This is a genomic window from Bacteriovorax sp. BAL6_X (assembly GCF_000443995.1).
GTDB lineage: Bacteria > Bdellovibrionota > Bacteriovoracia > Bacteriovoracales > Bacteriovoracaceae > Halobacteriovorax_A.
Window position 1 is genome coordinate 39885 of record NZ_AUMC01000008.1, and the last position, 21198, is coordinate 61082.

The 21198-nt window shown below is 36.6% G+C and carries 19 protein-coding genes; 9 read left to right on the forward strand and 10 right to left on the reverse strand.

The features are described 5' to 3' along the window. Positions 1-19: 19 nt before the first annotated feature. Positions 20-952 carry a hypothetical protein gene (locus tag M902_RS07580; protein ID WP_021267297.1) on the reverse strand — a complete coding sequence of 311 codons (933 nt, stop codon included), beginning with the start codon at positions 950-952 and terminating at the stop codon, positions 20-22. Positions 953-1136: 184 nt separating this feature from the next. On the opposite strand from M902_RS07580, the gene M902_RS07585 reads away from it, so the two are divergent. Genes M902_RS07585 through M902_RS07595 form a run of 3 tightly spaced genes read left to right on the forward strand, consistent with a single transcriptional unit; the run spans position 1137 to position 6922 of the window. Further along, a complete protein-coding gene (locus tag M902_RS07585; RefSeq protein WP_021267257.1) occupies positions 1137-2066 on the forward strand; it encodes a class I SAM-dependent methyltransferase in 930 nt (309 codons plus the stop codon). A gap of 25 nt (positions 2067-2091) precedes the next feature. Next, the gene (locus M902_RS07590) at positions 2092-2847 is read left to right on the forward strand and encodes an N-acetylmuramoyl-L-alanine amidase (protein WP_021267290.1); all 756 of its coding nucleotides are present in this window, start codon (positions 2092-2094) and stop codon (positions 2845-2847) included. 55 nt (positions 2848-2902) lie between these two features. After that, the gene (locus tag M902_RS07595) at positions 2903-6922 is read left to right on the forward strand and encodes a hypothetical protein (RefSeq protein ID WP_040314476.1); all 4020 of its coding nucleotides are present in this window, start codon (positions 2903-2905) and stop codon (positions 6920-6922) included. Between the two features lie 39 nt (positions 6923-6961). On the opposite strand, the gene M902_RS07600 is transcribed toward M902_RS07595, so the two are convergent. Beyond that, positions 6962-7705, reverse strand: coding sequence for a hypothetical protein (locus M902_RS07600; RefSeq protein WP_021267304.1), 744 nt, complete (start codon positions 7703-7705; stop codon positions 6962-6964). Between the two features lie 176 nt (positions 7706-7881). Between M902_RS07600 and lexA the strand changes: the two genes are divergently transcribed. The 4 genes from lexA to M902_RS07620 all read left to right on the forward strand — a co-directional run bounded on the left by lexA (position 7882) and on the right by M902_RS07620 (position 12332). Beyond that, positions 7882-8541: a transcriptional repressor LexA gene (gene lexA, locus M902_RS07605; protein WP_021267151.1), complete on the forward strand. Its 660-nt coding sequence runs from the start codon at positions 7882-7884 to the stop codon at positions 8539-8541. Next, complete coding sequence (locus M902_RS07610; RefSeq protein WP_021267312.1) at positions 8534-10624, forward strand: AMP-binding protein; 2091 nt, start codon at positions 8534-8536, stop codon at positions 10622-10624. The genes lexA and M902_RS07610 overlap by 8 nt, the downstream gene beginning before the upstream one ends. A gap of 91 nt (positions 10625-10715) precedes the next feature. Beyond that, on the forward strand, positions 10716-11462 hold the full coding sequence (locus M902_RS07615) for a serine protease (protein ID WP_021267202.1): 747 nt from the start codon (positions 10716-10718) through the stop codon (positions 11460-11462). A gap of 135 nt (positions 11463-11597) precedes the next feature. Continuing rightward, the gene (locus M902_RS07620; protein ID WP_021267190.1) at positions 11598-12332 is read left to right on the forward strand and encodes a serine protease; all 735 of its coding nucleotides are present in this window, start codon (positions 11598-11600) and stop codon (positions 12330-12332) included. A gap of 35 nt (positions 12333-12367) precedes the next feature. Here M902_RS07620 and M902_RS07625 read toward each other — a convergent pair whose 3' ends face one another. The 5 genes from M902_RS07625 to M902_RS15865 all read right to left on the reverse strand — a co-directional run bounded on the left by M902_RS07625 (position 12368) and on the right by M902_RS15865 (position 17253). Next, positions 12368-13144 carry a hypothetical protein gene (locus M902_RS07625; protein WP_040314477.1) on the reverse strand — a complete coding sequence of 259 codons (777 nt, stop codon included), beginning with the start codon at positions 13142-13144 and terminating at the stop codon, positions 12368-12370. A gap of 83 nt (positions 13145-13227) precedes the next feature. Continuing rightward, positions 13228-14409 carry a hypothetical protein gene (locus M902_RS07630; protein WP_156979768.1) on the reverse strand — a complete coding sequence of 394 codons (1182 nt, stop codon included), beginning with the start codon at positions 14407-14409 and terminating at the stop codon, positions 13228-13230. 56 nt (positions 14410-14465) lie between these two features. Further along, on the reverse strand, positions 14466-15092 hold the full coding sequence (locus M902_RS07635) for a hypothetical protein (protein ID WP_021267200.1): 627 nt from the start codon (positions 15090-15092) through the stop codon (positions 14466-14468). Between the two features lie 40 nt (positions 15093-15132). Continuing rightward, complete coding sequence (gene eno / locus M902_RS07640) at positions 15133-16413, reverse strand: phosphopyruvate hydratase (protein WP_021267295.1); 1281 nt, start codon at positions 16411-16413, stop codon at positions 15133-15135. A gap of 63 nt (positions 16414-16476) precedes the next feature. Then, complete coding sequence (locus M902_RS15865) at positions 16477-17253, reverse strand: glutamate racemase (protein ID WP_021267256.1); 777 nt, start codon at positions 17251-17253, stop codon at positions 16477-16479. Positions 17254-17305: 52 nt separating this feature from the next. Between M902_RS15865 and M902_RS07650 the strand changes: the two genes are divergently transcribed. Then, a complete protein-coding gene (locus M902_RS07650) occupies positions 17306-18034 on the forward strand; it encodes a hypothetical protein (protein ID WP_040314479.1) in 729 nt (242 codons plus the stop codon). On the opposite strand, the gene M902_RS07655 is transcribed toward M902_RS07650, so the two are convergent. After that, positions 18027-18905: a hypothetical protein gene (locus M902_RS07655; protein ID WP_021267300.1), complete on the reverse strand. Its 879-nt coding sequence runs from the start codon at positions 18903-18905 to the stop codon at positions 18027-18029. The two genes, M902_RS07650 and M902_RS07655, sit on opposite strands and share 8 nt — an antisense overlap. 196 nt (positions 18906-19101) lie before the next feature. Between M902_RS07655 and M902_RS07660 the strand changes: the two genes are divergently transcribed. Continuing rightward, the gene (locus tag M902_RS07660) at positions 19102-19359 is read left to right on the forward strand and encodes a hypothetical protein (RefSeq protein ID WP_156979770.1); all 258 of its coding nucleotides are present in this window, start codon (positions 19102-19104) and stop codon (positions 19357-19359) included. A 15-nt stretch (positions 19360-19374) separates the two neighbouring features. Here M902_RS07660 and M902_RS07665 read toward each other — a convergent pair whose 3' ends face one another. Next, on the reverse strand, positions 19375-20511 hold the full coding sequence (locus tag M902_RS07665; RefSeq protein WP_021267382.1) for a CpaF family protein: 1137 nt from the start codon (positions 20509-20511) through the stop codon (positions 19375-19377). A gap of 33 nt (positions 20512-20544) precedes the next feature. Further along, the gene (locus M902_RS07670; protein WP_021267324.1) at positions 20545-20997 is read right to left on the reverse strand and encodes a cupredoxin domain-containing protein; all 453 of its coding nucleotides are present in this window, start codon (positions 20995-20997) and stop codon (positions 20545-20547) included. Positions 20998-21198: the final 201 nt, after the last annotated feature.

Genomic DNA, 21198 nt, shown 5'->3' on the forward strand with positions numbered 1-21198 from the left:
CTTTTATTACTTAAATTAATTATTTGAAAAAACACTTTTTAGCTTTTAACTCTTCAATACTATTAGCTGTCTCAGGAGTTTTATCGCTGATTTTATAAAGCTGCTTATAAAACTCATCTTCTCTTTTAGAGGCAGGCTTCTTGGCCGCTTCATTAATTGCCTTTGCTAGTTTGGCAGCTCTTTGAGGAGAAAATTTACCGTCGATTATTTTCCAAAAAGTAGCTTTTGCTGTAGGGCCTGCAAAAGTCACATTACCAGCCTTATCAGAATTATACTTGGACACGGCCTCATAGAATTGCTTATATTCTTTCTTTGCACCACGATCATTGAAGCTCATAAACAGAGCAAGTGTTTTACGATCACCAGAGTCTAGGTAGCGAGAAATGTCTTTCGCATTCCCCTTTCTACTCATTTTACTAATATAGCGACTAATCGCTGTAGAACTTTTAGGAAGTCGAGAAACAAGTCTTTTTAAACTTGGATCAGCAATAACTGTAATATTTGACTTAAAGCCAAGGCTAGCTAATTGTTCAGATTTACAATAAGAACAATTAAGTAACTTACTTGAATCTTCCCCGTAAACAGAAGCAATATAAGCGAGGTCATTAACAATATCCTTGAATTCTTGTCCCGTTACTGTGTCGTGGTTCATTTTTAACGCCGCTTGGATACGACCAATCTTTGCTGCATCTTCTTTTGTTGCATCTACTTTGACTGCAGTAAGGCCATCACTTAGGCTTGCATGGCCATGTGAAAGTGAGGCAACACTATTGTGAATAGAGTCTTTTAAACTAGTAATAGAGCTACCAGAAACGCCTTCTTTTACAATTTTAGATTTGATAGAGACAGGCTTTAATAATAGCTCGCCAAAAGTAAAGATACTTGCATAAGTACTTCCAGAAATTGCTACAAACGCATAAAGCGCAAGCATACTTCTTCCCATAAATTTCATTAAACTCTCCTCACGAAAAAAATGTGAATCAATTATATATATGTTAAAATTGATAAGCTTTCGTAATATCGTCATACTTAACGGAAAACTTAACCGAACACTTTAGTCGGACACTTGTAAAATATTAAAATTTAAGCATAATCATTGTGATATCAGATGCTTAAAAACCATAAAGGACCTCTCTATGAGCGCAATTAACGGACGTATAAAAAAGCTTTATCGACATAAGAAGAAATGGGCCAAGAGAAATAATATCGATTCATTTCGACTCTATGATCGTGATATCCCAGACTTCCCTTTTATCGTTGATATTCACGGTCAATATTGCGTTATCTACAAGCGCAGTATTGAAAAGATTGATGCAGACAAGAATCACCTTCCCCTTTTAATAGAAGCAATAAGAGAACATACCCAAATAAATGAAGAGAATATTTTTATTAAGGAGAGAAAGGTTCAAGGCCAAAATTTTCAATATGAAAAATCTAAAGGAGAAACTCCACTTATTACTAAAGAAGGCGATCTAAAATTCAAACTCATTTTAAATAAGTATATCGATACTGGACTTTTTCTAGACCACAGGCCACTAAGGCAACTTCTAGCAAAAGAGAATTTTACACAAAAGAGGGTTTTAAACCTCTTTTGTTATACAGGCAGCTTATCTGTTGCAAGCGCTTATGCTGGGGCCTCAGTAACAAGCGTAGATATGTCAAATACCTACATCGAATGGGCAAAAGAAAATTTTATATTAAATGAATTGGATATCAATAAACATTCTTTTATCAGAGAGGATGTTTTGAAGTATTTGAAAGATGAAGCTCAAAAACAAGAGAAGAAATTTGATATCATCATCCTCGACCCTCCTTCTATGTCAAAGTCTAAGAGGATGGATGTAGTCTTTGACATACAAAAAGATCATGAAATGTTAGTTGAGTACTGTTCAAAGCTATTAAATGATGGTGGTGTCCTATATTTTTCAAATAATTTACGTAGCTTCAAACTGAGTGATAGCGTTCAACATAGCTTTGATGTCAAGGATCTAACGAGATGGAGCATACCAGAGGACTTTCATGACCAAAAGATACACAAGCTTTATAAAATCCATTTGCACAGCTAGAACGTTATCCATATAATAACTATACATGATTAAAAACTTATTTCTTCTTTGTTCCATAATACTTACAACGCAGACGTTTTCAGCGACTGTCCTAATTGACCCAGGTCACGGTGGAGAGGACTGTGGTGCCAAGGCAAAAGTATGGAAGAAGAAGAAATTAAATATTATTTGCGAAAAAGATGTTGCTCTCAAGATTGCTCTCAAACTAAAGAAGTATATCAATCAAACTAAGAGGCATCGTGCCTATCTAACAAGAACAATTGATAAAACAGTATCACTGCAAAAAAGAGCTGACATGGCCGATATTATTAAGGCCGATATCTTTATCTCGATTCATTTAAATGCGGCCGAAGATAGTAGCTCAAGTGGCTTTGAAACATATTATTTAAATAATCACCAGGATGCGGCCATCGCCAAGATCGAAGCAGTTGAAAATCGAGACGTTGAAGGTAAGCAAGTGATTATTAATAATATCCTAACAGATCTAGTCGTTGAAAGGGTTGCACCAGAATCTAAAAAACTTGGAACACAAGTACACGATCAACTAGGTAAACTTTTAACAAAGAATTATAAAATGAAAGACCGAGGCCTAAAGCCAGGGCTATTCTATGTTTTGGCCCTTTCGAAAAGACCTTCCATATTACTAGAGGCCGGCTTTTTAACTAATTCGAGTGAAGCATCTCTAGTTCTTGATGATTGGTTTCATCATCTCTATGCAAAGTATTCGGCCAAAGGAATTATTAGCTACTTAGATTCTATTTCTGGCCCAAGTTTATTTTAAATACCTCAATATTTCCCTCAAGTATTAAGTAGATTATTCCGACAAGATCAATGAAATGTATCGTTTTATTGTTATTGTATTCATATTCATCAAAGTAAACTTTCAAGTCTACGCTGCAGACGAGCTATCGGCTTGCGTGTTAAAACGTGGGAATATTCAGGCCACAGCGCAAACAGCCAAACCGATTTGCAGTGCCACTATTTTAGACCGTAATACTATTATCTATGAACAAAGCTGTACGCGAGAAGCTAATCCTCGAGCTCTTCAACTCACTAGTTATTTCGTTTCTTGTCATAACGACAGTGTTAGTTACAAAGTTCCAACAGCAAGTTTTAATCAAAGAGATTCAAAACATAAGAGCTTAAAACTTGATGTGCCTATTGCCTACTTTCCTACAAAACATCATACAAATGAAAAACTAACTAGTTGTACAATGAAATCAACAACTAGTACAACACAGTTAAGGGCGAGTCACTTGGCCAGTGATATTGAAAAACTTAGGCTTTCTAAAACGGCCAGTGCTGCACCTATTATCTGTAAGAATGAATCAAATACAAAAGAAGAGCTTCTCGCTGGTATTATTTCAAGTGATGGTAAATTTATACCAATAAAAAATTTACAAGAACAATATCAGCTTGAATCAGACTTTGAATCAACACTTGAAGATACTACTTACAGTGAGGACTCCGCTATTGTGGTTTGTAATAATGCGTCTGAATGTATTACAAATCTTATTACACCCGCGATAGAGCTAAATGAACAATTAAATGAAATTATCTCAAAATTAAATGGATATGAGAGAACATCAATTGCAACAGAAAGAGAACAGCTTACCAATGAATTTCGCGAGCTAGAAAAAGAATGTTACCGTAAGGCCCTCCAGGCAAAATTAAGTTATTCAAATATAGAAGAAGCAGACTTTGGCGACAAAACAATGGGAGCGATCGAAAGAGGGGCCATTGGCGTCTTTAATTTCTTTGGAAGTATAAACCCATTTGATAAAGAAGAGTTTCTCTACACTACCTTCAAGGATATTGGCGCAATTTCTCAAAACTTAAGTAATGCTAGAATTAAAGAAATATTTGATGATATCAATGAACAAGATATCGGAAGTTTCGATAAGATTAGAAAACTTGCAAGTGCATATTCAAAAGAAGTCGTAAACCTCTTATTAGACGATATGAAGACATTCAAGAGTGGCCAAGAGAAACAGGCCTTTGTTGCCCCCTATCTTAAAGATCTTGATAAATGCTTAGAAAAAGCTGTACGTAAGGATCAAGTTATTGAATGTTCCAATATATTCACCAATAATATTTCTCTTTCAATAGGTGAAAAGGAATTGGAAAAACAAATAGGACTAAATTTCACACCAGAAGATGGCCTACCAACTCTTAAGGCAAAATCAACTAGTGCATATATGAAGTGTGTAAATGAAAACTTCAATAAATTTGAAAAAATCATTGATACAACTTCAGTTGTTAAAGGATGTGTTTATACAGGGATACTAGAAAGTTATCATCGCACACGTGCAGGACGTGTCAATGACGCAATAAAGGCATACACAGGAAAATCTGAAAATAATGCCATTGTTGGCGACATCTTAAGAAAATCTAATAACTGTAGTTATGCTCCGATTGTAAATAGAAAAGGACAAACACCTCAAGAGTATTTAGTCCTTGCTAAAATGAGTACCGAACAATTTACGAAAACTATTGGTGAATGTATTGATAGCTTAAAAGTAAGTGCTACTTACGATGTTGTAGAAATTGCAATTTTAACAAATCCAAAAATATCAGAGAGCTTATCACAAGATGAAAAGAATCTTTTAATTGAAGAGATTAAGACCAAGCATCTTCCGGCATGTATGAGCGCAAAGAAGACAACTGATGGAAATGAGTGTTCTGCTTTTATTACGGCCATGGCAACAGCACAAGCGGCCAAGTCAATACTTGCAATCGAGTTTGATAAACAATTTGATACACTTGGAATAGATGAGTCAAAAAGAGCTCAACTTTCACAAAGAATCATTAGAGATTATGAGATTTGTGTTGAACATGCTAAACGAGAGATTTACAGAGACCTTACAAAAGATGTAAATGAAAATCTTATTAATCAGTGTTTAACAGGAGCAATTACTTCCCTATCTGGCTCGATCTTAAAAGATAGTATTTACAAGGCCACAAGTGATAAAGGAATTGCAGATAGCGTTGTTGAATCAGCAATATCTACACAAGAGCTTACACGCGTTCAAAATGGTATGAAGTCATGTCTTGAAAATGATTTAGCAAAGCATACTAAGTTAAACACTTATCAAGCAAATATGAATGAGACGATCTCATCGTGTACATTTAAAACCCAAAGAAGTGTTATTGGCCTAATTGCAAAAGAGATGGCCCAAGGACAAGTAAAAGATTTCAACTTGCCAGAAACTGAAATTAGCTCACTTAATCGTTTTATTGAAAACCATATTAATAATAGTGGCCCAGAAAATCTTGACAGTAATGTTGATACCCTAACACCGCTTCTAATTAAACGTGTCGCTCCAGGTGCGATTGACAAAACATTAGAGGACTTTAAATCTAAGTTCACAAAAGAACAATTTGAAGATGCTAAGAATAAGATCAGTACACAACTTAATTCATGTCTTGATAAAACCCTCAAAGAAAAACAAAGTAATGATGAAGTCAATGCAACACAGGCAGCAACCGTCTGCATGTCTGTAACGGTAAAAGATGCATACCGCTCTCTTGCTCCAAAAATAATCGAAGAAACAATAGCACCTCTTTTTAATGGAGAGCCAAATAAAGTGAAATCACTTACTAATTCATCTTCAAGAGAATTGATGAAGTGTCTAGACTCTGTCAAAGACGATGTAAGAGCACAGGATAAAGCTAAGGACTGTCTAAGTAGTCAGATTGGAAATATTGCAAAGACTATTGCAAAAACACTACTTACAGATCTTAATAAATTTGCAAATCCAAATGGTACCTTAGAAGACTTCACGAGATCTCAAGCATACCGTCAATTTGAAAGATGTATTGATGGGCCAAATAGGCCAAGCCTTGAAGAGGCCACTGAGAATATGAATAATTGTGTTACCAAACTTGAGCAACAGGCTAAAGAAGAGGTTAAAGGCCGCTTTGTTCAAGTCTATGGCAATCAAAACCCAGACCAGCTTGGCAAGGTGATGGATATTCTTCTAACTATCCCAGCAAAGTCTCAGGAAACAGGATTCAAAGAAGAAGGATCTTCAGATGGAATGCCTAATGCCCAGCTTATTTCGACACTTGAGTTAGTAGGATCAACTCTAAAGTATTCATGCGAAAATAATACAGCAATCTGTGATCAAGCAATTCATAACACGACAATTGCAATGCAAAGGCATAGTCTTGATAACCCACGCTCTACGACTGCACAGAATACACAGGCCCTTATGGAAAGTGAGATGTTAGAAAATCTTATCACTTCCCAATTAGGTATGAATCTAAACCAAGTCTTCAAAAAAGAGTTGGCCACGTATAATGGACCAGATAATCTTGTGTTAGAAAAAATAGATGACATTACAAATAACCGTCTATTAACTGATATCATGAGAACTCGTGAAGGACGAGAGCTCAAAGAATACATTCTTAAGAAAGTTGAAGAAGGAGCCATAGATAATATTGCCGAAGATCCTAATCTTAGAAAGCTACTAGCAAATGCATTAACAAAAGATACTAGTGACGGATCATTTGGAGACCAACTCTCCTACGCTCTTGTTCAAACTGAACTTAACCGAATGAAGAAACGCTCTCGAGGCTTACGAGGTTTCTTTAGAGAGTTTACAATCAATGCTGGAGATCTTTTTAATATCATCGATAAGAAAGATTTTAAGTGGTCTAAAATAACAAGAACAAGAACTGGTGTTCGTGCCCGCGAGTATATGATCAGAGAGATCATTGCACCAGCAATAGAAGGGCGTAACTTAGCGGCAGAAGCTGCATCGTCTAAGAAGCATAAGAATCAGCAAGAAGAAAGACTCGATCGATTTAAATCAATGTTAACAGATGCTCTAAAAGAGGCAAATAAGTTATAAAAAAAGGCTTCCTACTGGAAGCCTTTTCTAATTTATTTCTTAATTCATTCTTTGAAGTAGGCCATCACCATTTACGTAGAAGATATCCGTTTCATCAATTGATTTAAGTACTGATGAAGCTTTGTAATTGATATTAACTACTGCAGAAGCAACGGGTGAATCCATACTTCCCTGGTTTGCAATCGACATAATCTCACTTGATGCTGAGAAGTTGAATCCCCATGAAACACTCACGTTACTAGCGCTTACAAAAAGCCCAGTGATATAAGAGCCCTTCCCTTCAAACTTTCCACCGTATTGAAAAACAACTGTGTATACGAATGAGATAACTTCTGAGCCAAATCCATTGCGGTAAGCAACCTTAAATGAGCGAACAATAGGTGCTCTCCAGTGAGACATTGAAGAGAATGTGCCATTTACATCTTCCATATTTGGAATGATGCTAATTGGCTTTGTAAATTTAGTGCTGCTTACAGGTTTACCTGCATCGACAATTTTCCAAATCTTTTGCCCTAGGGCCAAGATTTTATCAACTGTCATAAAGACTTCACCAAGTCCTGCGCTACTCTTTTCACTTACTAGCTTACTATAAACCAGTTCATAACGAGGATAAACTTCAGTTACTTCACGATCAACGATTTCAAGATACTGCTCTTGATCTCTTGAGTCGAGCTTTTCAAACTTCGCTTTATTTAGCGCTCCAGCATCTAGAGAGAATGCATTCGTACTAAATAGTAATGTGGCCAGAACTGCCAAACAACTTAAACTTGTAAACGATTTCATGAACCCTCCCTTAAATTTGATGACCTATAAGTAGCTATTTCAAGGCCCTACGTCAATTCAAGAAAGGCATGATTTTAGATTGTAAGACTTTTTCACAAAAAGCGTGAAAAATATTCACAAATAATGTGAATAAAACTCATGTTGACTTACGCATATCTTACGCATAACATATTAGTATGGCATTAACAAAGAAACAAAATCAAGTCTACCTCTATATAAAGAACTACTTTCAAGCAGAAGGTTACGCTCCTACTCAAAAAGAAATTAAGGAGCACTTCGGGCTAAAGTCTTTTGGCTCTGTAAATAAATATATGCACTATCTTCAAGAGGCCGGGAAAATAGAAGTCGACTGGAATGCTCGTCGTGGAATTAAAATTTTAGACGAAGAACAACTTTCATCACAAGAGCTTGATCAACAAATATCGGCATTGACGAATACAAATGCGCACTTTAGCGAGGTCCCACTTTTAGGAGATGTGGCTGCCGGAAATCCAATTGAGGCCATTGAGAACCCTAGTGAACACACTCTCGTGCCAAATCACATGGTGTCACGTCCAGGTAAGTACTTTGCCCTAAACGTACAGGGTGATTCAATGATTAACGACGGTATTCATGAGGGCGATATCCTCGTTTGCCGTGCCCAAGAAAATGCCAACCAAGGACAAACAGTTATTGCCCTTGTTGATAATGAAGCAACTGTTAAAAACTTCTTTAAGAAGAAAAACTCAGTAGAGTTACATCCAGCAAATGACCGCCTCTCGCCTTTTATTATTACAGAAGCTAATGAATTTCGTATTGCAGGTGTAGTTGTTGGGCTAATGCGCAGTTATGAATAATACTGGTTTTATTTCTAACCTTATTAAAGACTCAAGTGGCCCATTTATCTATCAAGATGGCAAATGCATCCTTACATATGAAGAACTACGCCAAGAAATTTCTAAGGCAACTGAAATAAATTCAAGTTTTAAAGTTCTTTCTTGGCGGCCAGAAAACAATATTTCTTTTCTCGTTAATTACTTTAGTTTAATTGACAATGGTATCACACCAATACTAGTTGATCACAGAAGGCTTGAGCTATCACCATACGACTATGATTTAGAAAAGCTTTCTCAAGCAAAGTTAAATGGAATACAGTCTCATCAATCATGTGCCAGCATCATCTATACATCGGGCTCAACTGGCAGACCAAAAGGAGTAAGACTAAGCCTAGACTCACTCCTAAATAGTGCAAGAGCAACTGTTAATCACTATCAAATCAATCAACAAGACAATTGGGCGTTATCCCTTCCTCTCTTTCATATTGGAGGGATCATGATTGCATGGCGAAGTCTTGTGGCAGGGAGTTCACTAACAATTGTTGATGCAGGCCAACTTGAAAATGACCTATTAGAAAATTCACAAATATCAATTTGCTCGCTGGTCCAGCTGCAACTTGCAAGGCTTATGGACTCAGAACAAATGACTAAAAGGCTGAAGCAATTAAAAGGAATAGTTCTTGGTGGATCAAAAATTTCAAGTGCTCTTATCCAAAAGGCCACAAGTTCTGGCATTTATCTTTCAAACTCATTTGGAGCAAGTGAAAGTTGTGCACAATTTTTAGCAACACCTTTTACAAAAGATAATGAACTCTTAAGCACCTGTGGGAAACCGATGGATGGCAAGGTGAGCATCATCGATTCAAAATGCATCTTAGAAGGAAAAAGTATCGCCATTGGATACTTATATGGTGATGACTTTAATCAGAAATATATTACCAATGATCTCATAAGACTTGATGAACATGGTAATTATACAATCTTAGGCCGAAGTGATTTTGTTTTTCAAAAGGCCGCGGAAAATATAAATCCAGAAATTATCGAAGAGAAATTATCCAAGCATTTCAGTAATGCTTATGTCGCTCCAATTAAGAATGATAAGTATGAAAATCTTATTGCTCTCACATTCTGCGATGATCACTCTCTTGCACAGGCCCAAAGCATTATAGAAGATGAACTCATCTCATTTGAAAGGCCTCACTTACTATACAAGGCCCGTGATCTAAAAGAGCAGCAAGTCGGTGTGAAAATCGGCAGAGAAAAAATAAAGCTACTCATGAATACGCTTTTTATGCAATTTAATGAAGATATCTATATCAGTGCCCAAGGAAATCCTCACGGAGATATCATCTTCATCAGTCACGGCTTCATGGGAAACTCTCTCGAACTAGAGAAAGTTACAAAGCACTTGGCCAAAAATTACTTACTCATCTATATCGATCTACCAGGACATGGAAAAAATCATAAACTAAGATCTTTTGAGCTCTTCAAAGAAAGACTAATTTCTTCAATTTTAGAAATCGATACAATGACAAACAAAGAAGTTCACTTCATTACGTATTCAATGTCTGGCCGTCTTTTTAATGAAATCCTACGTGACAAAAGATTAGCAGAGGCCAAAGCAATAAAGACTTTTGTTAATGAATCAGGTGCACCTGGTTTTACTGGAAATATAGAAGATAAAAGAAAGCGACTACAACACGATTCAATCTTATTTAAAGATGCACAGGCCGAAACATTTTTTCATAAATGGTATGACCAAGGAGTCTTTAAAAATATCAAGCTCTCACCTCGTGCATCTAAAATGTTAAAGCAAAAAGAAATTGAATTTATTAAATATGCCAAGAGTTGGTCTCAAGTCTCGAAAATACTTTCAGTTGCCAATCAAAGAGACTTAAGAGACTTAAACGAATTGCCACAAGGTATCACCTATCATTATCTATGCGGTGAATTTGACAAGAAATATCAAATGTATTGCGATGCCTATATTCCATCTGATCACGTTGATTTTCACAGCTATATAATTAAAGACGCTTCTCATAATATTCACTTTATGAATGAAGAATATTATTTAAATCTTCTTAAAAAAATATTCAAATCTTAACTTTCTAACAACTTCTTACTAACTCAATTACGTATTTGTCGTTTACTTTCCCAGGATCTACTATATTTCTTCACGAACTAAGGAGAGAAGAGTGAAAAAACTAATCATAAGCGCACTATTACCATTCTCAATCTTTGCCATGGATAAGACAATTTGTGGAATGGATGATCGCGTACCATCAAGTGATCCAAAAGTAGGACGCTCTCTAGAAAGAGCAAGAGATAAGGCCGGTTGTACAGTTACATTAGTATCAAACTCATGTGCAATCTCAGTAGGCCACTGTGCCGCTACATTCAATGTCATTGAGTTCAATACACCTCCTTCAACAAGAAGAGGAATTGCGCACCCTGACCCTAAAGATATCTATCAAGCAGATAAGGCAACAATTAAATACAAGAGTAATGGCCAAGGAGATGACTGGGCCGTATTTAAAATTAAGCCTCACAAAACAACAGGACTTCTACCTGGTCAAGCACAGGGCTTCTATCCTATTGCAAAAGAAGCTCCGGCCGAAGGAACACTTCTATCAATTACTGGCTACGGAAATGATAATGAATTTGAAAGAAAATTTGCACAACAAAATAATATTGGGCCATTAACTGAAGTCGGTGGAGTTTATTATGGAAGTCATAGACCTGCAATTTTAAACCATAGAGTTGATACAATGGGTGGAAATTCAGGCTCAAGTATCATTGATTTAAACACTGGAGAAATTGTTGGTGTACACTCTCATGGTGGATGCTACGGAAGTAATAAATCAAATGCAAATGCAGGGACAGTACTTCAATTACATCCAGAATTCAAAGCAGCAGTTGAAAACTGTCTGGCCACTGAATAGATTAAATACATAATATTTACTATATCAAATAAGGCCCTATAAGGGCCTTTTTTTATCTATAATCTCTACACAAAGCATTGATAAGAATTCATAAATCCCCTAAATTAACCCATCGCAACATACAGAGGATTTTCCATGAATAGATTAACACCTATCTTTTTAATACTATTATCACCTTCAATATTCGCCTTAGAGAAATCAATCTGCGGTATTGATGACCGAGTCCCTTCCCAAGACCCAAAAGTAGGCCGCGCACTCTATAGTGAAACTGCAGATAACGCCTGTACTGTAACTATGATTTCTAATAATTGTGCTATTTCAGTAGGCCATTGCAATGAATATTTTAAACTAGTTGAGTTTAATACTCCTGCTTCAGATAAAGAAGGACTTAACTACTCAGCTAAAGAGGATGTTTATAAGGTAGACGAGAGCACAATAGTCTATAGCAACGCCGGTCCTGGTAACGATTGGGCCGTTATGAAGCTTCTACCAAATATTCATACTGAATACGCTGCAGGACAAGTGCAAGGCTTTTATGAGCTAGATTATACGGTGCCTGAAAGCAAGGCCCTTATATCGATTACTGGCCATGGTTATGACGTAGAAGTAGAGAGATCATTTGCTCAACAAAATGGAATCGGATACCTAGAAAGCGTGGGGAGAACTGGTGTCATTCGACACAAAGTCGATACGACTGGTGGAAATTCTGGCTCAAGTATCATTAATTTAAAGTCAGGAAAGATTATTGGTGTTCACTCCCATGGGGGCTGTTCAAGAAGTCACTTTAGTAACGCAACAAATCTAGGGACGAGTGTTGCCACGAATTTAAAATTTAAGAAGGCCATTCAAGCATGTCTTGATACAGAATAAAAAAAAGCCTCTCATACGAGAGGCCTTTTTATTTTCTATGATTTCTTTTTCTTCTTTTTACCTTTCTTCTTTTTAGAACCTTTCTTTTTACGATTCTTAGCAATGAAGATACCTGCTCCGACAACAAGTGCAATGATTAGATAAAGAGTCATATCATCGCCACCAGCGCCTTTACCTTTTTGCCTCTGTCCGCCGACACCAATATCATTAAGGCCAGCTTCATTATCTAAGAAGTCACCAGAAGCTCCAGGTACAGCTTCCCCTTTGTTTCCAGCAAGCTTAAGCCCATCAGCATTATTCTTAATACGAGAAAATACCTGCATTGTTTCGATAATCTTATCAAAGATTGGCTTATAAGTTTGGTAGTGTTCTTTTGCAACAGAGAATGTTACAGCAACTCCCAACTCTCCTTTAACAGTCGCAAGATAGCGAGTGAAAAAGCCAGGAACTTCACTTGATAAATGAAGAGAGTCTACCCAAGTATGTCCTTGACCTTGAATCTTCTTCATTCTTGTATAAGATGGCTCAGAGATTTGAGTTTTACCACCAGGTAGCTTAAATGTTTTGGCCTGCTCAAGATAGGCCTTATATTGAATAAGGTCATCTTGTTTACCACGGTGTTTTGCCGCAAAAATAATAATGGCCTCTTTCTTTCTTCTATCATTTGTGGACTGACAAACGTACTCACTTCCCTCAATTGAACATTCCCAACCATTTGGTAGTTCAAACTCAAGAAAGTTAGAAGTATAAGGTTTTGCAATTACAGCTGATGTTGCCAGTAGGTAGAAAGCAATTAAGATTTGCTTCATCATCGATAATATCCTTTTTATGTTTATATTCAATATTTTAGCTTAACTTATAATTATATCAATTACTAAATATTTCCTCATTTCAACTACTTAATCCTAGCAGCGAAGCCTTTTTCTATTGGCACCTTACGGTAGCGAGCGACCACCTTTACGATTGCTGATGCACTTGAGACCTCATAAACCTTTCCCTGGGCAACCAAAATATTGCCACCAAAGTAGTCGGTCTTATAAATATCAACAATATTTCCGGCCTGGATGTCATCAAGGGATCCGTGATCTATCTTGATAAAAACACCTCTTGGTGAAACCTTAATAACGTTGGCCTCAACTGAGTATTCTTTAAAACTTTCTTCAAATTTTTGTTGTGCTGTAACGCCACCGGTAGTCCAACTTAGCCCAAGTGTTGTATAGAAGTCTTTATCTGCAGATGTTCCTAAAACCTTTGTCCCAACAGTTGCATAGGCCAGGTACTTACTTCCAAATATCGTTTGCACACTAGCATCAATATTTACAAATTGACGATTAATGGAGTTCCATCTTGAAGTGTAACCGCTTGCCACAACTGGTTTTGCATTAGGAGTGTCAGTGTATTCATCTCCACCTAGTGAATAAACACCATTTGCAGAAAACCAAAAGGCCCAGTCAACATAGTGCTTAACAAGACGAGCATCAAAAGTAACTTCAGATGAAATAGGGGCCCCAGGGATGCGATAGCCGATCTTAAAATCGTATGAGGTCCACTTTGTTGATTCAAATTTTGCCAGGAAATTAACTTCGATATCATTTCCACCATCACCTAGGATTAGCTCATCACTTGGAGCCGAACCAGAATATGTATCGACCGTGTAAGGCCTAAAGCGGTAAATTGCACTAAGTGCAAAATCTTTTCCGTGTTTTTTATCAAGGCCATAGAAAGCACCAACATAGAACGACTCTAGGCCTGCTGTTGTTTGTGTTTCATTTGTGTCACCACTACTGATATAGCGGCCTGTAAGACCAGCAAGAAGCTGAAATTTAGACATGATGGCATATTGATAATCAATATTCCCATCAAGAAGATTATAGCTAACGTCATCATTGTAAACGACTTCATTTCCATCACTATCTACTTGTGAAAGAGTTGAAGAAAAACTTCCCTCTATCTTAACTTTAGATGCGCCCTTATTTAAGGCCGTGGCATCTGATTGATAGATACGAGAGTTGGCCAAAGCAAGTGGCCCAGTGGCAAGCAATGTCATTAACGTAATAAAGATCTTTATAAATTCCATATGTTATATAGAATAACCTTCTTTATTACTTTTTAATATAGATAGAATTCTTTTACCTAGCAGGCGATATTTTGCGCCCTTTCCCCGAGTTTATCGATCAAGATTTTCGTAAACCATTTTTTCTCGGCCAAGTAGCTTTGAAAAACAATTCCATTCTCACTTGCAAGTCGCTTCATAGATAGAAGGCCAATACCATTAGAGGCCTTATTTAAATCAGAGTGCTGATCAATTTCATTTGATAGAGTAATTTGAATCTTTTCTCCAACTTCACTGATATGACAATTAATCTTACCTTCAGGCCTTGACCATAGATAGATATTCTTTGAAATATTTTTTATGAGGCGTTCAAAAATTTGTTCATCACAAGAAAATTCGATAGGGGCCAGCTCACATTGTGAAACTTCAACTACTAAATCGACATTAAGCTGATAGATCTCAAATTGCATCTTACATGTTTCAATTAAGTCAGTGAACCGATAGGGGCCATTATCTTTTAAACGATTAAATTGCTTGGAGATCTGATTTTCAAGGGCCGCAATTTCATTATAAATGACTTCTAGGCCTGACTGATCCATTTGACCATTACGCGACTCTAGATACAATTTTAGCCCATGCGTATGATTTAGAAGATCATGAAGGAAATGAAGAGCTTCATTATTTTCTTTTAGTTTTGAGTCAGACATAAAAAGGCCTCTATTTTCTAGAGGCCTTATTTATTCTTACTTAGATTAATCCGTCGTATTTTGCTTCACTACCAAGGGCCTCTTCAATTCTTAGTAGTTGATTGTATTTTGCAAGACGATCACTTCTTGAAGCTGAACCTGTTTTGATTAGTCCGCTTGAAGTTGCTACCGCAAGATCAGCAATGAATGCATCACTTGTTTCTCCTGAACGGTGAGAAATAATTGCTCTAAAGTCATTTTCAAAGGCCAGCTTTAGCGTATCAAATGTCTCACTTAGAGAACCAATTTGATTGATCTTAACTAAGATCGAGTTTGCTTGCTTCTTTTCAATACCTTCAGCTAGAATCTTCTTATTCGTTACAAATAAGTCATCACCAACTAGTAAACACTTATCCCCTAACTTTGCAGTCAGTTTTACCCAACCAGAATAATCAGCTTCGTCCAGCCCGTCTTCAATTGAATATATCGGATATTTTGAGGCTAAATTTGAGTAATATTCAACCATATCTTCACTTGAATAACTCTTTCCTTGCATTTGGTAACTACCATCTTTAAAAAATTCCGATGCAGCAGCATCCAGCGAGATCGAAATATCTTGGCCTGGCCTATATCCAGCTTTTTCAATAGCACTTAGGATTAGATCAAGGGCCTCTTCGTGTGATTTAAGAGATGGTGCAAAACCACCTTCGTCACCAACATTTGTTGAATACCCTTTTTCAGTTAAAACACTTTTTAGAGCATGGAAAGTTTCAACACCTGCTCTTAAGTTTTCACTAAATGACTTATCCATATGTGGAATAATCATAAATTCCTGAATATCAAGATTATTTGAAGCGTGTTCACCACCGTTAATAATATTCATCATTGGTGTTGGAAGACGATACTTATCATTTGCTACCGGAACACCTAGATCTTCTCTTAAATAAGCGTATAGTGACTTTCCTTTCTCAAGTGCACCAGCGCGAGCAACACACATTGAAACCGCAAGAATTGCATTTGCACCTAGCTTTTCTTTATTTTCAGTTCCATCGATATCAAGCATCGCTTGATCAACAGCTCTTAGATCAAAAACATCCATCCCGATAATTTTTGGAGCAATATATTCATTGATATTTGAAATTGCCTTTTTAACAGACTTTCCAAGGTAGTAAGACTTATCACCATCTCTTAACTCTAAAGCTTCCTTAGAGCCAGTCGATGCCCCTGAAGGAACCGCTGCACGGGCCATAAAACCATTTTCAGTTATTAAATCAACTTCAACAGTTGGGTTTCCTCGTGAGTCTAAGATTTGACGTGGAGTTATAGATTTAATTTTAGACATATACCAATCCTTCGTTAGTTTAAAATTTGCCATATTTTAACTTACGCTATTAAGGATCGTCACTTAGAAAAAGGGAAAACCTTCTAAATTTTGTTTTTTAACTTTGCGCCATAAATCAGGACTTTTACTGTCTCGATAATAGAAGAAGTCAACAATCTCGCCATCATTAGATATGACACATTGATCGGCCATATGCTTGGCCACATGATAACAAGGAGAAATACTGCGGGCACCAACACTGGCCTTAAAAAACTCTTTTACAAATGGGTAGTGAGTGCATCCCAAAATGACATAATCAAAGCTCTCCTTCCCACCTGATGGGAAAATCGATTCGACAATCTCTCTAGATATTTCTTCTTCATTTAGTCTACCGCTGTCAAAGCTATCTTCAATAATTTTTGCAAGATTCTTCGATACGCGGTAAGCCAAGTGGCCTTCGGGATCATAACGATCTTTCAAACTCTGAAATCGCATCGAGTCGGCCGTAATTTTTGTCGTAAGAACAACTCCTTTTTGTTTCCTAAGTTCTGGTCTAAGATTAATCACATTAATAAATGGCTCAATTCCAAAGAAGCGAATCATTGGATAATTTTCCCGTAGCTCATTAATGGCCATGGCCGTTGCGGAGTTACAGGCAATTAAGATTGTTTCGATTCCGTTGGAAATGAAGTCATCTACAATATGTCGGCAAAAATTAAACACATCTTCTTTTGTTTTATTACCATAAGGCGCATTAAGACGGTCTGCGAAATAATAAATTTCGCAACGATCCATCAATTTTGCGACTTCACGCAACACGCTAAGCCCACCAATGCCTGAATCAAAAATCCCTATCTTCAATATTTCACCTTAAATGCTAGACATCCCTAAAAAAGTCGTTATTTTATCCCTTATGGGTATTAAAAATAAATTCGTAAACTTTTTCTCTAGAATTAATAAAAACCGTCTATCTGATAATGATAGCAGAGACAAGATCTTAAAGTCTATGCATGACTCATTACAAAGTCCAATGCGAATTTGCTTGGCCCATAATAATTTTGAAAAATCGCCTCTACGTGAAGACCGCAAAAACCTCCACGATATCTACCTCCACACAGAGGCACATGATAGCAACCTACTAATGCACTTCGATCAAATGAAAGTACTAAACTTAGTGGACAAAGAATTTATCGAATATCAGAAAGAAGTTTTAGACTTTGATGCAAAAAAGTATGAACACCTTGCAATTAAGGCCATGATCGATGGCTCAATTAATTATCTTAAGATTATCTCCCCTAAGACTGGACTAAATGAAGACAAGTCCCTTGAGTGGCTTAAGGTAACATTACTTACCCTAAAAAAATCTCTTGCTCGCATTGATCACAGAAATACAATCTTAAGTTACAAAATTTTCTTTGGACAATGGGAAGAGTCACCTATTCTTAGAGTGATTATTTATAATCTCGATATCAAATTAATTTTTCTAGCGGATCAATTGAAACTAGAAGTTAAGAACAAAGAAAATCGTGAAGTATTTGATTCTCATTCAAAAAAGTATGAAGCTAACTTCTGTCAGCTTCATAATGATGTATTAAATGAAGTCATAAATTTATTTGTAAGTTTAAAACAAAGTATTAATTAAATTTAGAATTAAGCTTTGTTAAAAACTCTTGTGCACTTGTCGTAGCAATGGCCGTGTACTGATAAGAATCTAAAATTTCTGACTGTACATCTTTTTTAAGGGCATAAAGCTTTTTAAGATCAACACCCTTAGGCTTCCCTTCTGACAACTTATTAAGTTGCTTATTGATTGAACGAAGCTCTCCAATATAAGTGTTAATTTCAATTTCTGATCCAAAAGAATTTAAATTCTTCGTCGAGTTAATAAGAATCTCTGAAAGATTTGATGTCTTCTTCTTTTCGTTCTTTAATACTGCAACGACATCATACTTACCACGACAATTCGTAATACGGCCCTTTAGAGAAGGACAATTAAAGGCAAGATTCTTAATCTCATAGCGAACTTTTGTGTTATCACGAAAACCAATTTTTGCAATCACACGATTAAGATTTGCGATGATATCTTTTTTAAGTATTTTTGCGGCCTGATTCTTATCAAGTCCTAATTTATGATTTTTTAATTTTGTTAATACTGAAGTCTTAGAATTTGCAGCACTTTCAATATTAACGAGATTATTCTTTTCTAATTTAATATTAACAAGCGAGTTCTTTTCAACTAAGAGAGATTCATCAATAGCGACTTCTAAAATTTCTGTTGAAGCTTTCTTATTAAGGCCAACTTCTAGTTTCGGTCGCTCAATTCTTGTAAAGGCCAATTCCTTATACTGTCCTTGCCCATAATTCTTCAAAGTATAGATTTGTTCAGATTTAAGCTGAAAACGAATTGAATCAATATCATCTTGAATTGTTTCTAGTGCAAAAATATTTGCAGATAGAGCAATCGCTGTCATCACTAGAGTTGATTTGATGAATGATTTCGTTCTATTTCTCATTTAATTTTTCCCTCAAAAATAAAATTAGGCTAACTGACGCCTTCAATAATATCAGTGGAAAGTGTTCTTATGTGCTTAGTTGAAAAATAGTAATGCCATGTTCATTTTCTATGCACTAAATTTTTGACACACCTACAGGAATCTACGTAGTTTAAATTTTATTGCTTTTTACTCTAATGTAATTACAATTAATTATATGAAAATAGACGTGGATATTGACAAGTTTTCAGGGGGTTACAAAGTAACATTTCCCCTATCAGAATTCAGTGACTTAAGTGACTTAAGTGACTTTAAGATGAGTATTGCTATCATTAAGGTATTTAGCGCAGACATGGAGCTTGAGCCAGAACTAGAAGTGGATGATATCAAAGAAATCGTTGAAAAGACAAAAGAGCTAGATCAGGATCGATTTATCGTAGAAATCTATGAAGATGGAATTGAAGTCGATATCTAATAGCTCTCTCTATTTCTAAGCTGCTTTCTTCTTAACCATATCCTTAACCCAATCAGGGGCCAAGAAGCTTGATTTTGGAAATGGCAGCTTGTGAACTACAATATCCTCAAAGAAAGTTGGCACGTAATTACACGGCACCATCTCTCCTACATACTTACCTGTTTGTGGATCCTTTCCAGTCTGCACCCAGCGGAAAATATCACGAACAATATAATTGCCATTATTATCGACACCTAAAACTTCAGAAATATGTGAAGTACGACGTCCACCATCATGATATCGACTACATTGCACGACAATCTGTAGAGCACTTCCGACCATTTTCCTAACAGCATCAGGTGGGATCTTTGTGTCCCCCATAAGACACAGTGTCTCAAGACGAGTACAGGCGTCAATTGGGTTATTGGCGTGAACAGTTCCCATTGAACCGTCGTGACCAGTATTCATAACTTGAACAAGATCAAGTGCCTCATCACCACGTACCTCCCCGACAATAATTCTATCAGGACGAAGCCTCATGGCAGAAATAACGAGATCACGAATCGAAACTTCTTCAATCCCTTTTAGCTCATCGGCCTTTCTCGTTTCAAAATTTACGACGTGTTCGGCGTCAACTTGTAGCTCTGCTGCATCTTCAATAATGATAAGTCTTTGTGTTTTTGGTATTCGACCACCGAGAACATTTAGCATGGTTGTCTTTCCAGAACCTGTACCACCAGAAACGAGAATATTCTTTCCAAGATAGACACAAATATCTAAGAATCGTGCGGCGACATCTGACATCGATCCGAATGAGATTAAATCTTTTAATGTAAGGCTATCTTTTGAAAACTTACGAATGGCCACTGTTGTCCCATTTTTTGCCATAGGAGGCAGCACAACGTGAATACGCGAGCCATCAGGAAGACGAGCGTCCAGGCGAGGATTGTCTTCATCAATTGTACGGTTTACTGATTGAGCAATGGCACGCATTGCAGAGATTAAAGAGGATTCATCTTCGAATTGATTTGGAACTTTAAACACAAGTCCTTTCTTTTCAACAAAGATTTCATGAGGGCCATTAATCATAACTTCAGATACACCCTCATCTTCCAGAAGGTCTCCAATTGGATAAAGTAAATTCTTAATCGCATCGCTAAATACCGAAGACATAATCCCTCACAATCAACTCTTTAATAAACTGCTCTAGTCGTCTTTTGGACGCCAGACACGCACTCGTTCATTTTCACGAGATGCGATCTCTCTTTTTTGTTCGTCTTTCTTTGCCTTTTCACGTGGATGTTCTATGACAGTTAAAGTCCCACTTATCTGTCCTGATGGGCAATAGAATTTAAAGCGGCCAGGAGTATCAAGGAAAACAGACGCCTCCCTAACTTCACCCTTCTTGGCCTCTACATATACTTCGTGTTCTTTTAAAATAAGACAACTTGGTAAGTTTGTAGCAGCTGTCACATAGAGATTAAGCTTCTCCCCTACAAATGCAGTTACTTTCGAAGGAAAAAACCCTTTGTCAGTTGCGATAATCGACAAGTCTCTTTTTGGAATATCAAACTCTTGCTTATGGAAATAAGTCTCCTTAATTCCAAAGGCATAACTTGTCACAATCAATGTAATTAACGTCACAGCGATGCTTTTCATAAATTATTTATCGGAAGCTTATCGACGATACTTTAGTCCTCTACTCAAATTTAGCTGAGGGTTTTGGTCGTTATTTCAGAGACTTAAGAGCATTAACAAATCTTATGAATTAATTTAGTTATAAAAAATAGTAGGTGGCACTAAAATGAGGACATATTGTTTGTAGGTTTAAGAGCAACTTTGCGATTTTATTGATACGGA